A 17,145-nucleotide genomic window follows, 5' to 3' on the forward strand; every position below is an offset into this window, starting at 1 on the left:
GAGGAGGTCGACTGATGGCATTTGAAATTCAACCACGACAGAGTCTGATCGTGTATACGTATAGTTTAAAACAGACCCGCCAATTGAAGCGCTACGGTACCGTCATGTATGTGTCTAAGAAGATGCGTTATGTGGTTTTATACGTGGATCAAGCGGATGTGGCCTCATTGACGGATCAGTTGAACCACTTACGCTTTGTCAAACGGGTCGTTGCGTCACAACGGCCAGCAATCAATGAAACATTTAATGGTGTCGCCGAAGAAATGGCGGCCGCAACGAAGGATGATGATGAATGAGAATTGTAGCAGGTGATTTTGGTGGTCGGCGACTCAAAGCCGTTCCCGGTATGGCCACACGGCCAACTACGGACAAGGTCAAGGAGGCCCTGTTCAATATCATTGGCCCGTACTTTGATGGCGGGCGTAGTCTGGACTTATTTGCCGGTTCCGGTGGGTTGAGTATCGAAGCCGTGTCCCGTGGGGTGGAACACGCCGTTCTGATCGACAAGCAATACGCAGCCATTAAGACGATTAAGGATAACGTGGCCGTCACGAAGGCTCCCGAAAAATTTGAAATTTTGAAGCGCGATGCCAATCGAGCTTTAAAAGAACTCGCCGATCGAGGGGATCAGTTCAATCTGGTCTTTTTTGACCCGCCATACGCCCAGCAAAAGATTGCTGAACAGATGGCAACTCTGCGAGAACTGGGACTGTTGGCGAGTGGTGCCCGGATTATCTGTGAAACGGACCAACAGGCGCAATTGCCCGATGATATTGACGGTTTCGACTTTGTTGAGCGCCGAGACTATGGGATTACCGAGCTGACGATTTATGCGTTAGGGAGTGAAGGTTAATGACGATTGCAGTCTTTCCAGGTAGTTTTGATCCACTGACGAACGGCCATTTGGACCTGATTCAACGGGCTAGCCGAATGTTTGACCACCTGATTGTTGCGGTGGGGCAGAACACGTCTAAACGTGGCGTCTTTACCGCTAGTGAACGTGTTGCCTTCATCGAGGCTGGGACGCAGGCGTTGGCCAACGTTTCTGTTCAGGTCGAAGCGGGATTGACGGTTGATTTTATGCGGTCAGTCAACGCCACGGTCTTAGTCCGTGGCTTGCGTAACAGTACCGATTTTGAATTTGAACAGGGGATTGCCGGCATGAACCGGTCACTGGATGATCAGATTGATACGGTTTGTTTGATGGCGGCGCCGAAGTATCAATTCGTGTCGTCTAGCCTATTGAAGGAAGTGGCGCAATTCGGTGGTGGCCTGACCCAGCTGGTACCGCCAGCGGTCGCTCAGGGACTGCGGGATCGATTGGAGCGTGACAAGTAGATGTGGAAGTTGACGCGTCATCAGTGGCGTCAAGTCATCGGTACGCTGATTTTAGCGATCGCCGTCTTGGCGTTTTTCTTTATGCCACTCCCCAAGTACATTGAGGGTCCCGGTGAAGCGAATGATCTTAAGACGTTCGTGAAGATGCCTGGCCATTCGGATACGGATAAGGGAAAATACATGATCACCTCCGTGGCGTTGGCCCAAGCACGGCCGGCGACTTACCTGTATGCCAAGATGAATGCTATCTACAGCATTGAGAGCGTGGATGCCGTAACGGGTGGGCAGAGCAATGCCACCTACGATAAAGTTCAGGACTTTTACATGCAAAGCGCTATTAACGAATCGATTTACACGGCCTATAAGGCCGCCAAGAAGCCGGTGACACGGAACTATCTAGGAATTTACGTGCTGAGTGTGGATCAAAAGTCGCCGTTTGCCAAGCAATTGCAGGTTGGCGATACGGTGACTAAGGTTAACGGCCACCATTTCAACTCGATGATCGGGTATCAGCAGTACATTCAGCGTCAAAAGGTTGGCGCCAAGGCCACGATTACTTATCGGCATGATGGTAAGACGCGGTCAGTGACGAAGAAGCTGATGCGCCTGCCAACCAAGAAGGCCGGGATTGGGATTACCTTGACGGATAATGTGAAGGTGACGGCAAAGCCCAAGGTCACGGTTGATGCCGGGAATATCGGTGGACCATCTGGTGGGTTGATGTTTAGCCTACAGATCTATACGCAAGTGACGGGCCAGAATCTTCGGCATGGTAAGAAGATTGCTGGAACTGGCACGATTGACGCCAATGGTGATGTGGGTGAGATCGGCGGGATTGATAAGAAGATCGTTGCGGCTAAACGTGCCGGTGCGACCGTCTTCTTTGCCCCGTACGTCAAGCCAAGTAAGCTCTTATTGAAGTATGAAGAACACCACATGACTAACTATCAGTTAGCCAAAGCAACGGCGAAGAAATACGCACCGAATATGAAGGTCGTTCCCGTCAAGTCCTTTAATGACGCGGTTCACTACCTCCAAACGCACTAAGTTAGAATTCCTCTTTGAAAAAAGGGGAATTTTTTTGATTTTAAAAGTTTATTCTGCCTTTAATTACGGAGTTAAGAGTAAAGGGGGCAATGCGTATGCAAATGATTGGAGATTGGTGGTCAGGGTTAGCGCGGCGTTATCAGCTGATCGTTGGTGGGGTACTCGTCGTGGTGGTGGGAATTGGATTGGTGGGGTGGTTGATTACGAGTCGTGCGGCACCAGCACCGCTACCCGCGGCGGTACCACCGGCACAGGCGCAAACGAGTCATCCTGCGAGTCACTCGGTAGTAGGTGTCAGTGCAGCTAGTCAGGTTAGTAGTCATGACACACGGGTCTTTGTGGACGTTCAGGGGGCCGTGGCTCACCCGGGACTCTATGAGTTTTCCGCCGGTATGCGGGTCGCCGATGCGGTCAAATCAGCTGGGGGGTTAACTGCTAAGGCTGACCGGCAGCAGGTAAATTTAGCTTCGCGACTGACTGATCAGCAACAGTTAGCTATACCGATGAAGGGTGAAAAGCCGGTTGATGTCGGTGGTAAGGAGTCGGCGGCCACCAAGACCAGTCAATCTGGGGGTGGCGCGTCTGCAAAATCCGGTGGGCCTGCATCCGTCATTAATCTGAATACCGCAACGGTGACAGACCTGCAGCAACTGACCGGTATTGGCGAAAAGAAGGCCCAGAAGATTGTTGACTATCGGACGGCACACGGCTCCTTTCAGACGGTCAAGGACCTGACGCAGGTGCCGGGATTTGGTGAGAAGACGGTAGCTAACCTACAGGACCAATTGACCACCTAAACGTTCGGAACCGCTGATAACCAATGACATATCAATGGCGGTGCGTTAATGTTAATTTTAAGTGGATGGTGTAAGCTAGTGAAGGTAATTGGATGGTGAGTGTCGTCATGCCTCCGCTGAACTGAAAAATGAATTTTAAATTGATAGGAAATGGGGACTTTAACATGCAGCGAGAAAGAATTCCTTGGGATCAATACTTTATGCTTCAGGCGTTAGTTATTTCCACGCGGAGTACCTGCAATCGTCTGTCAGTCGGGGCAACTCTGGTTCGTGACAAACGGATCATTGCTGCGGGGTATAACGGGTCGGTGTCGGGCGATGACCATTGTTTAGATGAGGGCTGTTACTTGGTAGACGGTCACTGTGTTCGAACAATTCACGCTGAAATGAATGCCATCCTACAGTGTGCCAAATTTGGTGAGGCCACGGATGGGGCTGAGATCTACGTCACGGATTTCCCGTGTTTACAATGCACCAAGATGTTACTGCAAGCTGGAATCAAGAAGATTACTTACATGCGTAACTACCACAATGATCCTTATGCTCAGAAACTAATTGCGTTGAAGCACGTGGCCTTGAATCAGGTCACGGTAGACCCGACAATGTTGACGCAACTTCCATTTGAACAACCGAAACAGGATTAGTGGCGGCTAACCATTGGTTTTTAGCGTGTTTACCAGTAGCGGCAATCAGTGTGGTTTTTGGTGGCCATCCGGTAGCTGGCGTGGGATTGGTGGTCTTAATGATGGGGCGCGTAGTGGCGTTGCGGTCGCGGCGGACGCTTCTGATCGCACTACTGTTAGTGGCCGTCTTTAGTGGCATTTTCGCTTGGCGACAGGGTCAGCTGAAACACCGGCAAATTTCGGCATTTCGGCCAACCAACGTGTCGCTAGCCGTGACTTTTCAACCGGATGCGCTCGTTTTCCACGGTGCCGGTTACTACTTTGTCGCGCGAAATCACCTGACGGGGGAACCGCTGACGGTGCGGGGTTGGGCTCAGTCCGCTGCGGAACTTCAGCGGTTGAAACGATTGCGACAACCGCAGCTTTGGCGTGTGAATGGACAGCAGGTGGGAATTCTACCGGCAACGAATTTTAATCAGTTTGATGCGGCCAGTTATTGGCGGCATCGTGGGGTGACCAAATCCGTTAAGATTGTCAGTATTGGCCAACAGCGGACCGCACCATCATCGCCACTGCAAGTCGTGAATAACTGGTGGCACCGTCAACGCACACGCCTGATTCGCTACTGTGATCGGCTTCCAGGAGCCTTGCGGGTCTACGCGTTGGGTCTCCTGCCCGGGAGTCGCGCAGCCGAGGCCGTTCAAGAACTCCAAGGGATGCAGCAGCTGGGCCTCTTGCATCTATTTTCGATTTCCGGGCTACACGTGGCGCTACTGCTGACAGCGGTAGAGTGGCTGTGCGTACACCTTCGCATCCAACGGGAGCACTGGGAGTGGGGATTGCTCCTGGGTCTTCCCGGTTACTTTATCCTAGCCGGAGGTGGTAGCGGTGTGCTGCGTGCCTGTTTGATGCGGGGCATTCAACTGGGCGGTCGTAAGATTCGCGTACGAGTGAGTGCGCTAGACGCCTGGGCAGGTGCCTTAGTGGTAGGCTTGTGGATGAACCCGGGGATGCTCTTTGAGCTGGGTAGCCAACTGAGCTATGGTCTGTCACTTGGCTTGATTCTTTTAGCGCAAGAGTCGCCCTGGTGGCAGCAGATTGGTCTGACGCTGCTGGGATTACCCAGTCTGCTGAACGGGATCTTTCAGTGGCATACGCTCACAATTCTAGCTAATGTGATATTGGTTCCGCTATTCCCACTGGTTATGTTGCCGGTAACGTTGATTGGTGCGCTGTGTTTTTCCTGGCTGCCGATAATTAGCGGGTGGAGCGCAGCCATCTTAGGCATGTTGGATGGCGGTCTGACCCGGTTGGCAGAACTGCCAGGAAATGTGAGCTTTGGTAAGCCCTGGTGGTGGGTGTGTTGGTTATGGGTGGTGTTGAGTTGGCTGTTGTTCAGTCGTCCACCCGCCCAACGTCGGCGATGGCTGGTTGGCTTACTCGCGAGCTATGGTTTGATGTACGGTTTGATTCATTTTCCACTTCACGGCGAGGTTGCCTACTTTGATGTGGGCCAAGGCGATAGTATTTTACTGCGAGAACCGTTCAATCGGCGGATTGCGATGATCGACACCGGTGGTCACCTGGCTTTTCCGCAGCCGAAATGGGTGCCGGTCACGCCAACTACATATGCCGCAACGCATACGAACCTGAATTACCTGCGGAGTCTGGGAATCGACCATATAGATGATCTGTATTTGACCCACCATGATGCTGACCACATCGGTGATCTACCAGCCTTTCTGCAAGCAATCAAGGTTAAACGATTGCTCGTACCAGCGGGGATGGAGAAGGAACCAGGCTGGCAAAGGTTGTTGGCGCTTAGTCGTTTCCCAGTGAAGATTCAACCGATCACGATTGCCAGTCAGGTCCCACTGCGGGTCCGCCATCCGTATGAGGCAGCCCCAGCTGAAAATGCTAATTCGTTGGCCTTACAGGGCGACTTTGGTGGGTTGAACTTTCTCTTTATGGGGGATCTGGACCAAGCGGGTGAACAGAAAATTATTGGCGATGACCCACAGCTCCGAACGGACGTGTTAAAATTAGGACATCACGGTAGTAAGACGGCCAGTGCACCGGCCTTTATCGAGCAACTCCGTCCGCGATGGGCAATTATTTCGGCTGGACGGGAGAATCGCTATGGGCATCCCCATGCTGAGACTTTGGCAACGCTACGGGCGGCCAAGGTACCAGCAGTGAGCACCCAAACGAGCGGGATGATTCGTTACGTTTATGCGGGGAAACACGGTGTCTGGCAGACTAAACTAAAAGGGGAACGGGACTCTTGACGATTAATGAACTCTTAAAAACCTTGGCGACTGGTGGCAAACTCGCTCCAGTTTACCTGATCATGGGGCAGGCGGACTACCTTCAGCGGCGGTTAAAAACGGCTTTCAAGTCGGTCGTTCCCGCGGAAGAACAGACGATGAATTATGCCACCTATGATATGGATACCGTACCGTTGGCGGTCGCTTTAGACGATGCCATGGCAGCGCCATTCTTTGGTGAGCGGCGGGTCGTGTGCATCGATAATCCCCAGTTTCTGACCGGGGAGACCAAGAAACAAAAGGTTGAACACGATGTGGCCAGCCTACAAACTTACTTAGGGTCACCAATGGAAAGTACGGTGCTGGTCTTTTTCGCACCGTATGAGAAGCTTGATGGCCGTAAGAAGGTTTCCAAGCAATTGAAGAAAGTGGCCACGACCATTGACATCGGTAACTTTTCCGAACGAGACGTGCGGCAGTTCGTGACGACTCAACTCAAGCAGGATGGGTATACTATGGACCCAGCAGCTTTGGGTGAGTTGATCCAACGTACGGATGCGGATCTGACGCTGATGATGGCGGAGCTCCCCAAACTGGAGCTCTTTGCCTATCCGCAGAAGACGATTCAACCGGACGCTGTTACCGGGTTGGTGGCCCAGACGTTGACACAAAATGTGTTTGATCTGGTCAATCAAGTTTTGGCTAAGGACACAGCCAAGGCGGTCACGTTATACCGGGAGTTGTTGTTGGCGAAGGAAGAACCGTTAAAGATCAATGCAATTTTGCAAGGTCAGTTCCGGTTGTTGATTCAGACCAAGGTGTTGGCTAAGCAGGGATACAGTCAGGGCAAGCTGGCGAGTCTCCTGAAGGTTCATCCATACCGAATCAAGTTGGCACTGCAGTCACAACGGCGGTTCAAGCTGACGGATTTAAACCAGGCCTATTTAGGATTATTTCGGGTGGAAAAACAGATGAAATCCACCGCGATGGCGCCAGAAATGTTGTTTTCGTTGTTTATGACGCAATTCGCCGGGGGACAAACGGCATAAAGCGTATCAAAAAAGGGGGTCGACCGGAATGGTCGACCCCCTGAATTGCATCATCTAATCTGTTTGATTAATTGATTACTTAGCTAAACGTGCAGCCATCCGTGACTTGTCACGAGATGCCTTGTTCTTCTTGATCAAGCCCTTAGAAGCGGCGTGGTCAACAGCAGCACTAGCTAAACGGTATAATTCTTCCGCGTTGTCGGCACCGGCCGTCTTGGCTTCTTCGAAGCGCTTAACGGCAGTCCGCATCGTGCTTAATTGTGCTGAGTTACGTTCGTTGGCCTTAACGTTGGTCTTGGCACGTTCGATTGCTGATTTGATAATTGGCATGAAAATTTCACCTCCGAATGAGAATTCCTGTACCGGAAATCTTAATTTCAACGTATGTAATTATACAGAACCCAGAGACCGAATGCAATACCTTAGCACGATAAATGTAAAGCAATTTTACTTGATAGGCATTTACACAGAAAAGCTTGCTATTTTTGTGAGAATTCAGTATGATAGGTAACTGTGCAAAAGCACAAACCCTTAACTTAGTTGGTTCGACAACCACCGTCGGCTTACTCAGTTTAGGGCAATTATATGAAGGGTGGTACATTTACCATGGCTATTAGTCCAGAAAAGAAAAACGAAGTTATCAAGCAATACGCACGTCACGAAGGCGACACGGGTTCTACTGAAGTCCAAGTTGCTGTTTTAACCGCTGATATCAACGAAATCAACGTGCATATGCAAAATCACCGTAAGGATTTCCATTCCCAACGTGGTTTGATGAAGAAGATTGGTCACCGTCGTAACCTTTTGGCTTACTTACGGAAGACTGATGTTCAACGTTATCGTGAATTAATCAAGAGCTTAGGCCTGCGTCGTTAATTCGCAGCACCGACGAGTCCATTTCCCTCTGGGAGATGGACTTTTTTTGCGTGGGACACCTTCGTAGTTCAGTAATTGCCCAAAGTATGGTAGACTGGAGAAAGTTTAATCATGGACGAATCTAGGTAGCGATACCTATAAGAAAAGACTGGTCGCAGTAGATCAGTGATTAACTTAAAACTAGTGAAAATACTTGAGGTGAACTTATGAGTGCGAAGATAAAAATTATTCCGTTCGGTGGTGTCCGCGAGAATGGAAAGAACATGTATGCCGTTGACGTTAACGGTAGTATTTATATTTTAGATTGTGGGTTAAAGTACCCGGAAAATGAGTTGTTGGGGATCGATGTTGTGATTCCTGACTGGAATTACTTACGTGAGAACAAGGACCGCATCGTTGCGGTCTTCCTGACCCACGGCCATGCCGACGCTATTGGTGCGTTACCTTACTTCTTGAGTGAGTTCAACGTTCCAGTTTTCGGGTCCGAAATGACAATTGCGTTAGCTAAACTGAACGTTGCCGATGAACCCAAGGTGAAAAACTACGATGATTTCCACGTGGTTGACGAAAAGACTGAAATTGACTTCGGTGACGTGGTCGTTTCCTTCTTCTCAACGACCCACTCGATCCCAGAATCTATGGGGATCGTCTTGAAGACCGATGAAGGCCAAATCGTATACACTGGGGACTTCAAGTTTGATCAGACGGCTAAGCCAGGTTATCAGACGGATTACGCTCGACTTGGGGCCATTGGTCAGGCCGGCGTCTTAGCCGTGCTGAGTGACTCTGCCAACGCTGAAAATCCGACGATGAACGCTTCCGAACAAGAGATTGCCGAATCCATCGAGGAAACTTTCAACTATCGTAACGGTCGTGTGGTCGTTGCTTGTGTCGCGTCAAATATCTTGCGGATTCAACAAGTCTTTGACGCCGCCGTTAAGACCGGGCGGAAGGTTTGTTTGACTGGGCAAGACCTGGAAAAGATCGTCAACACGGCGATGAAGCTGGGTAAGCTATCCTTTGACGACGACCTTCTAGTAACGCCAGAACAACTCGACAGCTTAGATCCTGCTGAAACGGTAATCCTCCAGACTGGCAAGATGGGTGAACCCATCAAGGCAATTCAACGGATGGCCAACAAGCAGGAAAAGACGCTTAATCTGCAAGAGGGCGACTTGGTCTATATCACGACCACCCCTTCGCACGCCATGGACACGACGGTTGCCCAGACACGGGACATGGTTTACCGTGCCGGTGGTGAAGTGAAGGCAATCTCCGATGAAATGAATTCGTCAGGTCACGCCTACAAACGTGACTTGCAACTCATGTTGAACCTGTTGAAACCTAAGTACTTGGTTCCTATTCAGGGGGAATACCGGTTATTGAACGCTCACGCCAACGCTGCAATGGAGTTGGGAATGCCTGCCGACCACGTCTTCATCCTCGCAAAGGGTGATGTTCTGACTTACGACAAGGGGACTATGGGTCTTGGTGAAGGTATCGATGTTAGTGATACCATGATCGATGGGATCGGTGTCGGTGATATCGGAAACATCGTCTTGCGTGACCGGAAAGTCTTGGCCGACGACGGGATCTTTATTGCCGTAGTGACGATTGACCGTAAGAAGAAGCAAATTGTGGCGGAACCTAAGATTACGTCACGTGGCTTCGTCTACGTCAAGGCTAACAAGGACTTGATGCAGGAGAGTGGTCAAATTATCAGTAAGGCCGTTCAAAATAACCTCGATAACAAGGAATTTGATTGGGGCCATTTGAAGCAGGATGTCCGTGAACATTTGAGTCACTACCTCTTTGAACAGACCCATCGACGTCCCGTAATTTTACCGGTCATCATGGAAGTCAACCAGCACCATCGTCGTGCAAGCAGCAAAGACAAGGCGAACACGGGGAAGGAACAGGCTAAAGACGTCAAGGCACCTGCTAAGCCTAAGGCCAAGTCGAAGCCGAAAGCAAAGGGTAGTAATGCACCCAAGGCAAAGGCAGCTGGCAACAAAGCCGCAGTAACGGCTAAGGATGGTCAGGCAACGCATAAGCCACGGCGTAATCGGAAGCGGCGGCCACATGCAGCTAAGCCGGCCGAAACAACAGACAAACAGTAAAAATACGAACGGACCGAGACCATTTGGCGTCGGTCCGTTTTGATTCAACCAATTCTGGTCCAGAAAGGAATGTGCTATGGGAGAATTTTCTAGTCCTGCCGCTCGTGAACAGGCCGTTGTCCGGGCTCACCAGGCGTTTGATGCGGGGGAGTGGTCCACGGCAACTGAATGGTTTGAACGGCTCTACAATGACCAGCAAACGGCCGAATTCAATCGCTATTTGGTCGCGAGTCTCTACCACGATGAGAAATACTTGGTGGCGGAGCAATTTGCCGCGGAACAGGACGCGGTTTATTTGACGACGGCGGAAACGTTTCAGCTACGGTTAGACGTAGCACTGAAAAATCAACAGTTTATTTTCGCTCGAGAGTTCTGTGAGCTGCCCGCGGCGAAAAGCTGGCGTGAAACGGGAATTGCCCAGATTGTCAGTGCCGAGGAGGACTCACGCCGGACGTTAGGTGAAACGCAACGGGTTTTGGCCAAGCAATTCTATCATCTGGGGGATGTGGACTTCGACGAACAGCGGCAACGCTTAACGCACGCACGTCAACTACCACTCAAGGAGTTCATGCAGAGCGTTCAGTACCTGTTGGTCGACCCCTTTTTGCATCCCCTGATGCGTGCAACGCTGTTGGAAGAACTCTTACGGCTACACACGACGAAGACGGTCCACCTTCACTGGTTGGACGACGAGGATTACACGTTAGACACCAGTCAATTGCAGCCGGTGGGGGCGAGTCAGGCTGCCCGCACCATGCAAAATTATCTGCATGAAGATCTGGGTCAGCGCGATCCGATGCTTGCGGCTAGCGTTTCGCAAACAATTACGTTACAATTGATGATGCTGTATCCGTTTATCGACAAGATTATTCGGAATCCACTGGCTTGGGTCCAGGTCGTGGCGCAGCAACCGGTGACAGATCAGACCGGTGCGGCAGAATTAAATGAAATTTCTGAGTGGCAAAACCGCTTAAATCACTTCATGAGAGCATTATTTGGGCCGATTAACCATGAAAATCATGAAAAACCGTAAATTCGGCAAGATTTTAGTTTACAAATAATTCTGCAGCATATATACTGGTCAAGGATTCTTTTTTGGGAGGGTTCCAGCTTTCCCTTTCTGAAAAGAAGTAGTATAATTTTACGCAAAGGGTGATTAATTTTCCTTGTGAGAAGAGATTGTCCTTGCGATAAAATACAGGAGGGTTTCATTAATGGCTGAAAAAGAACATTATGAAAGAACTAAACCCCATGTAAATATTGGTACTATTGGCCATATTGACCATGGGAAAACGACGTTAACTGCTGCAATCACTAAGGTACTTGCTGACAAAGGTTTAGCAAAGGCCGAAGATTACGCTGATATCGATGCTGCTCCAGAAGAACGTGAACGTGGTATCACGATCAACACTGCCCACGTTGAATACGAAACTGAAAAGCGTCACTATGCGCATATCGATGCCCCAGGACATGCTGACTACATCAAGAACATGATCACTGGTGCTGCCCAAATGGACGGTGCTATCTTGGTTGTTGCTGCTACTGATGGTCCTATGCCACAAACGCGTGAACACATTTTGCTTGCTCGCCAAGTTGGTGTTAACTACATCGTTGTCTTCTTAAACAAGACCGACTTAGTTGATGACGACGAATTGGTCGACTTAGTTGAAATGGAAGTTCGTGAGTTGTTGTCCGAATACGATTACCCTGGTGATGATATTCCTGTTGTTCGTGGTTCCGCTTTGAAGGCTCTTGAAGGCGACGAAGAACAAACTAAGGTTATCCTTCACTTGATGGACATCGTTGATGACTACATCCCAACTCCAGAACGTGAAAACGACAAGCCTTTCCTTATGCCTGTTGAAGACGTCTTTACGATCACTGGTCGTGGGACTGTTGCTTCCGGTCGTATCGACCGTGGGATGGTTAAGGTTGGTGACGAAGTTGAAATCGTTGGTTTACATGACGACGTATTGAAGACTACTGTTACTGGTCTTGAAATGTTCCGTAAGACGTTGGACCTTGGTGAAGCCGGGGATAACGTTGGTGCCTTACTTCGTGGGATTAACCGTGAACAAGTTGTTCGTGGCCAAGTTCTTGCAAAGCCAGGTTCGATCCAAACCCACAAAGAGTTCAAGGGTGAAGTCTACATCTTGAGCAAAGAAGAAGGTGGCCGTCATACGCCATTCTTCTCAAACTACCGTCCACAATTCTACTTCCACACCACTGATATCACTGGTGTTATCGAATTGCCTGATGGCGTAGAAATGGTTATGCCTGGTGATAACGTGACGTTCACTGTTGAACTGATCCAACCAGCTGCCATTGAAAAGGGTACTAAGTTCACTGTTCGTGAAGGTGGCCACACCGTTGGTGCCGGTACCGTTACGGAAATTGACGACTAATTAATTTCATTAATTAGTGTGCCTTGAAAGAGGGGCTGAAGGGGTGACCTTTCAGTCCTTTTTTCGTCCCTAAATATCGTAATGAGCCGGGTGCCGATTTCAGTGAGTCACGGCTGAGAATCCGGAATAATCGGTTCGTGATGGTAATTTACCGGTAGCGGTTTATTTTTACTGGATTTTCAGAGAAAAATTTAAGGAAAGCCGCGTCATTCACGGCATTTCAGCAAAAATCATTTTACAATTCGGATAGCATAAGGTACACTTATACAGTATGCAATTGATAGAATTGTAAATAGTAATATCTTTCATTTCGGAGGGAAAATAATGGCTGCAAAATGGGAAAAAAAGGACTCTAATCAAGGCGAATTAACCTTTGAAATTGCTCCTGATATGATCAAGGATGGTCTGGACAAGGCCTTCAAGCGTACCAAGAAGAACCTGGCTGTACCTGGTTTCCGTAAGGGCCGTGTACCACGTCAAATCTTCGACCAAATGTACGGTGAAGAAGCATTGTACCAAGATGCTTTAAACATTGTGTTACCAGATGCTTACGAAGAAGCTATCAAGGAGGCTGGTATCGAACCAGTCGACCAACCCCAAGTGGATGTTGAATCCATGGACAAGGGTAAGGCTTGGGTTCTGAAGGCCGTTGTTACGGTTAAGCCAGACGTTAAGCTTGGTGACTACAAGGGTCTCAGCGTAACGAAGCAAAACACGCGGGTTTACCAAAAGGACATCGATGCCGAATTAGAAAAGCAACGTCAACAACAAGCCGAATTAGTGCTTAAAGAAGACGAAGCCGCTGCTAAGGGCGACACTGTTGTGATTGACTTCGACGGTTACGTTGATGGCAAGCAATTCGATGGTGGCAAGGCTGACAACTACTCCTTGGAATTAGGTTCTAACTCCTTCATCCCTGGCTTCGAAGACCAATTAGTTGGTCACAAAGCCGGCGATGACGTTGACGTTAAGGTTACTTTCCCTAAGGACTACCAAGCCGAAGACTTACGTGATAAGGAAGCCACTTTCAAGGTTACCCTCCACGAAGTTAAGGAAAAGCAATTACCAGAATTGGACGATGAATTCGCTAAGGATGTTGACGAAGACGTTGACAGCTTAGAAGAATTACAAGCCAAGACGAAGGACAGCTTGAAGGAACAAAAGACCCAAGCTGCTCACGATGCTATCGAAGACGAAGCTATCAGCGAAGCCGTTGACAACGCCGAAATCGCCGACATCCCAGAAGCTATGCTGAAGGATGACATCAACCGTCAAATGGACCAATACCTGGCTAACATGCAACAACAAGGTATCGAACCAAAGATGTACTTCCAATTGACTGGGACGACCGAAGACGACTTACGGAAGCAATTCACCGATGGTGCCGAAAAGCGGGTTAAGACTAACCTTGTTCTTGAAGCCGTCGTTGCTGCTGAAAAGATCGAACCTTCAGAAGACGAAATCAGTGCTGAAGTTAAGGACTTAGCTGGCCAATATGGCATGGAAGAAAGTGCTGTTCGCAGTGCCCTTTCAGATGACATGTTAAAGCATGACATTGCTATCAAGAGCGCCGTTGACTTGATTGCCGATTCCGCAAAGCAAGACAAGAAGAAGGACTCAGAAGATAAAGACTAATTCTTTATCCAATTGAGGACTTGACCGGGACGACAGTCGCTGTTGTCCCGGTTTTTCATTAGAATCAGGTTTTCTGAGCCGCTGAGGCAAATTGATTTTATCGTGGGCTTATCTGTGGTATAGTACACGATTGATAGGGAAATCTGGTTAGTTCGACAGGTTTACTGACACAAAGCTTTTTGTAATGAGTTAGGCTTAAGCCTGGAGAGAAAGGGTGAAGTTTATTGTTTGAAAACACCGAAACGAATGGCCCAGTGACCTGTTCTTTTTGTGGTAAATCACAAGATCAAGTTAAGAAGATCGTTGCCGGCCCAGGTGTTTACATCTGTAATGAATGTATTGACCTCTGTAAAGAAATCATTGATGAAGAATTCAGCCAAGACAGCGCACAAGAAACCTTGGAAGTGCCTACGCCTGCTGAAATCGTCAACACGCTCGACCAATACGTTATCGGTCAAAACGAAGCCAAGCGGACATTATCCGTTGCCGTTTACAACCACTATAAGCGGGTAAACGAAATGGCTCAGGCTGACGACGAAGGCCCTGAACTGCAAAAGAGTAACATCGCGGTGATCGGACCTACTGGTTCCGGGAAGACTTACCTGGCGCAAAGCCTAGCTAAGATTTTAAACGTTCCATTTGCGATCGCAGATGCCACAACCTTGACTGAAGCTGGTTATGTGGGTGAAGACGTTGAAAATATCCTGTTGAAGCTGTTGCAAAACGCCGATTATGACGTGGACCGCGCCGAAAAGGGTATCATTTACATTGATGAAATCGATAAAATTGCTAAGAAGTCCGAAAACGTTTCGATTACTCGTGACGTTTCCGGTGAAGGGGTTCAACAAGCCCTTCTGAAGATTCTTGAAGGGACGATTGCCAACGTTCCGCCTCAGGGTGGCCGTAAGCATCCCCAACAAGAATTCATTCAAATCGACACGACCAACATTCTCTTCATCGTTGGTGGGGCCTTTGACGGCATTGACGGGATCGTCAAGCGTCGTCTGGGTGACCAAACAATTGGGTTTGGTGCCGACAGTAAGGAACAAAACGTTTTGGCTTCCGGCGACAGCCTGATGCAACACGTGATTCCAGAAGACTTGCTCCAATTCGGTTTGATTCCAGAATTTATCGGCCGGTTGCCAATTTTGACAGCCCTCGAAAAGCTGGATGAAAACGACTTGGTTCGGATCTTAACGGAACCTAAGAACGCGTTGGTCAAGCAGTACGAGAAGTTACTGTCCCTCGATGATGTTCAACTGGAATTCCAGCCAGCTGCTCTTCGTGAAATGGCCAAGTTAGCCATTGCGCGGAATACGGGTGCCCGTGGGTTGCGGTCAATCATTGAAGACGTGATGCGTGATATCATGTTCGACTTGCCTAGTCGTGATGACGTGGCAAAGGTTGTGATTACGGCTGAAACCGTAACCGACCATGCCGAACCTGAAGTCATCTTAAAGGATCAAAAAGCTTCATAATTGTCACACTGTGTGGCGTAGCGACCGGCCCTTGGGTTGGCCGCTTTTTTTATGGCCGCGTAAAGGGTTGGGGGAGTGGGCTTTAACCGCTTTATTGCAGAATGCCTGTTCGAGAAAGTCCCCAGTGAGGTGACGTTCTGTGTTAGAATAATGAAAGATATTTGGAGAGGATGGCATTAACCAATGGAAGTCAATCACGTAGAATTAGTCATGAGTGCGGTTGACCCCGCACAGTACCCAACGACGGGGTATCCAGAAATTGCGCTGGTCGGCCGATCAAACGTCGGGAAGTCTTCACTGACTAACGTTTTGATCAATCGGCGCTCGTATGCCCGGACGTCCAGTCAACCGGGAAAGACTCAGACCCTGAACTTTTATAACGTCGAGGATCAACTCTACTTCGTCGATGTCCCTGGCTACGGTTACGCCAAGGTTTCCAAGTCGGAACGGGAGAAGTGGGGGCAGATGATCGAAACGTATCTGACCCAACGCGACCAATTAAAAGGGGTCGTTTCCCTCGTTGATGCCCGGCACGCACCGACTGAAGACGATGTTCAGATGTATCAGTATCTAGCTTACTTTAACCTGCCAACGCTGATCGTTGCCACTAAGAGTGACAAGATTGCTCGTGGCAAGTGGAACCAAGCCGTAAGTCAGATCAAGAAGGCGATGAACCTGCCTAATACCGATAACATCATCATGTTCTCAGCACCGAAGAAGGTCGGGAAGGATGCCGTCTGGAACTGGATTGAAGAACAAGCCTTTGGGGAGGAATAGGAATGGAATTTAATGACTATCAAAAAGCTGCGAACCGGACGTTGTACGGCAATGAACAGGTTCTAACCAACTGCGCGTTGGGGCTAGCTGGCGAGTCGGGCCAAGTTGTCGATCTCGTGAAGAACTACACCTTTCACGGTCAGGACATGGACCACGAGGCTATCGTCAAGGAAATGGGCGACGTGCTCTGGTATCTCAGCCAGATTGCCCAGTGGGCCGACATCGACTTCGATGAAGTAGCCCAGGATAACATTAAACGCCTTAACGAGCGCTACCCCCACGGGTTCCAACCGGAACGGTAATCGCTTGGCTGTTCAAAGCAAAGTCTAAAATAAAAGGACCCACGGAATTCTCCGTGAGTCCTTTAACTTTCGACGTTAGTCTTGACTGTGATCCTGTTCGTGTTTTGATTTATCGGCGTTGATCAAGCCTTTAGCGCGCTTGTTATCCTTGTGGGCATCGTCACGCTTCAAAAACTTGTCGCGTTTCACGTCCGTGGGGTCCATCTCAGCAAATTTACCGAACATGGAGTCAAGGTCATCCTGGCGTTTTACTTTAAGAGCCATTCAAGCCACCTCCTTGTCTTTAGCAGTATCATAGCAGAATTCCTGAGATTTGTCATTTATCAGGGTGAGGCTTGGCAAAAACCGAAGAAATTAGACTGATTTATGGCCGATAAAAATAATCCGGGAATCGGCGCTGTGGCTGGGGTGAATTGCTTGCACCAAACACG

The 17,145-nt window shown here is 49.2% G+C and carries 18 protein-coding genes; 16 read left to right on the forward strand and 2 right to left on the reverse strand.

What is annotated here, in order from left to right:
• Window positions 1–14 precede the first annotated feature (14 nt).
• The 8 genes from ACEPSU_RS05920 to holA all read left to right on the forward strand — a co-directional run bounded on the left by ACEPSU_RS05920 (window position 15) and on the right by holA (window position 7,121).
• The gene (locus ACEPSU_RS05920) at window positions 15–296 is read left to right on the forward strand and encodes a YlbG family protein (RefSeq protein WP_020088767.1); all 282 of its coding nucleotides are present in this window, start codon (window positions 15–17) and stop codon (window positions 294–296) included.
• Window positions 293–853 carry a 16S rRNA (guanine(966)-N(2))-methyltransferase RsmD gene (gene rsmD, locus ACEPSU_RS05925; RefSeq protein ID WP_020088766.1) on the forward strand — a complete coding sequence of 187 codons (561 nt, stop codon included), beginning with the start codon at window positions 293–295 and terminating at the stop codon, window positions 851–853. Before ACEPSU_RS05920 ends, rsmD begins: the two co-directional genes overlap by 4 nt.
• Window positions 853–1,338, forward strand: a complete 486-nt coding sequence (gene coaD / locus ACEPSU_RS05930; RefSeq protein ID WP_395361633.1) for a pantetheine-phosphate adenylyltransferase — start codon at window positions 853–855, stop codon at window positions 1,336–1,338. The genes rsmD and coaD overlap by 1 nt, the downstream gene beginning before the upstream one ends.
• Window positions 1,339–2,385, forward strand: coding sequence for a SepM family pheromone-processing serine protease (locus ACEPSU_RS05935; protein WP_020088764.1), 1,047 nt, complete (start codon window positions 1,339–1,341; stop codon window positions 2,383–2,385).
• Between the two features lie 95 nt (window positions 2,386–2,480).
• Complete coding sequence (locus tag ACEPSU_RS05940) at window positions 2,481–3,182, forward strand: helix-hairpin-helix domain-containing protein (RefSeq protein WP_395323079.1); 702 nt, start codon at window positions 2,481–2,483, stop codon at window positions 3,180–3,182.
• 164 nt (window positions 3,183–3,346) lie between these two features.
• Window positions 3,347–3,826 (forward strand): ComE operon protein 2, encoded by a 480-nt coding sequence (locus ACEPSU_RS05945; protein ID WP_020088762.1) that lies wholly within the window; start codon window positions 3,347–3,349, stop codon window positions 3,824–3,826.
• On the forward strand, window positions 3,826–6,093 hold the full coding sequence (locus ACEPSU_RS05950) for a DNA internalization-related competence protein ComEC/Rec2 (protein WP_395350720.1): 2,268 nt from the start codon (window positions 3,826–3,828) through the stop codon (window positions 6,091–6,093). Before ACEPSU_RS05945 ends, ACEPSU_RS05950 begins: the two co-directional genes overlap by 1 nt.
• Complete coding sequence (holA, locus tag ACEPSU_RS05955) at window positions 6,090–7,121, forward strand: DNA polymerase III subunit delta (RefSeq protein ID WP_395323081.1); 1,032 nt, start codon at window positions 6,090–6,092, stop codon at window positions 7,119–7,121. Before ACEPSU_RS05950 ends, holA begins: the two co-directional genes overlap by 4 nt.
• 75 nt (window positions 7,122–7,196) lie before the next feature.
• Here holA and rpsT read toward each other — a convergent pair whose 3' ends face one another.
• Window positions 7,197–7,451, reverse strand: coding sequence for a 30S ribosomal protein S20 (gene rpsT, locus ACEPSU_RS05960; RefSeq protein WP_056990141.1), 255 nt, complete (start codon window positions 7,449–7,451; stop codon window positions 7,197–7,199).
• A gap of 276 nt (window positions 7,452–7,727) precedes the next feature.
• On the opposite strand from rpsT, the gene rpsO reads away from it, so the two are divergent.
• The 8 genes from rpsO to ACEPSU_RS06000 all read left to right on the forward strand — a co-directional run bounded on the left by rpsO (window position 7,728) and on the right by ACEPSU_RS06000 (window position 16,714).
• Window positions 7,728–7,997 carry a 30S ribosomal protein S15 gene (gene rpsO / locus ACEPSU_RS05965; protein WP_020090254.1) on the forward strand — a complete coding sequence of 90 codons (270 nt, stop codon included), beginning with the start codon at window positions 7,728–7,730 and terminating at the stop codon, window positions 7,995–7,997.
• 206 nt (window positions 7,998–8,203) lie between these two features.
• Window positions 8,204–10,117, forward strand: a complete 1,914-nt coding sequence (locus tag ACEPSU_RS05970) for a ribonuclease J (RefSeq protein WP_395323082.1) — start codon at window positions 8,204–8,206, stop codon at window positions 10,115–10,117.
• A 76-nt stretch (window positions 10,118–10,193) separates the two neighbouring features.
• The gene (locus tag ACEPSU_RS05975) at window positions 10,194–11,150 is read left to right on the forward strand and encodes a hypothetical protein (protein WP_395323083.1); all 957 of its coding nucleotides are present in this window, start codon (window positions 10,194–10,196) and stop codon (window positions 11,148–11,150) included.
• Window positions 11,151–11,331: 181 nt separating this feature from the next.
• Window positions 11,332–12,522, forward strand: coding sequence for an elongation factor Tu (gene tuf / locus ACEPSU_RS05980; RefSeq protein ID WP_020090257.1), 1,191 nt, complete (start codon window positions 11,332–11,334; stop codon window positions 12,520–12,522).
• Between the two features lie 324 nt (window positions 12,523–12,846).
• Window positions 12,847–14,157 carry a trigger factor gene (tig, locus tag ACEPSU_RS05985; RefSeq protein ID WP_020090258.1) on the forward strand — a complete coding sequence of 437 codons (1,311 nt, stop codon included), beginning with the start codon at window positions 12,847–12,849 and terminating at the stop codon, window positions 14,155–14,157.
• Window positions 14,158–14,381: 224 nt separating this feature from the next.
• Entirely contained in the window at window positions 14,382–15,635 is a 1,254-nt protein-coding gene (clpX, locus tag ACEPSU_RS05990) for an ATP-dependent Clp protease ATP-binding subunit ClpX (RefSeq protein WP_020090259.1), read from the forward strand.
• A gap of 183 nt (window positions 15,636–15,818) precedes the next feature.
• Window positions 15,819–16,412: a ribosome biogenesis GTP-binding protein YihA/YsxC gene (gene yihA, locus ACEPSU_RS05995; RefSeq protein WP_020090260.1), complete on the forward strand. Its 594-nt coding sequence runs from the start codon at window positions 15,819–15,821 to the stop codon at window positions 16,410–16,412.
• A gap of 2 nt (window positions 16,413–16,414) precedes the next feature.
• Complete coding sequence (locus ACEPSU_RS06000) at window positions 16,415–16,714, forward strand: nucleoside triphosphate pyrophosphohydrolase family protein (protein WP_020090261.1); 300 nt, start codon at window positions 16,415–16,417, stop codon at window positions 16,712–16,714.
• A gap of 75 nt (window positions 16,715–16,789) precedes the next feature.
• On the opposite strand, the gene ACEPSU_RS06005 is transcribed toward ACEPSU_RS06000, so the two are convergent.
• The gene (locus ACEPSU_RS06005) at window positions 16,790–16,978 is read right to left on the reverse strand and encodes an SPJ_0845 family protein (RefSeq protein ID WP_020090262.1); all 189 of its coding nucleotides are present in this window, start codon (window positions 16,976–16,978) and stop codon (window positions 16,790–16,792) included.
• Window positions 16,979–17,145 lie beyond the last annotated feature (167 nt).

Source organism: Levilactobacillus parabrevis (genome assembly GCF_044051715.1).
Lineage (GTDB): Bacteria > Bacillota > Bacilli > Lactobacillales > Lactobacillaceae > Levilactobacillus > Levilactobacillus parabrevis.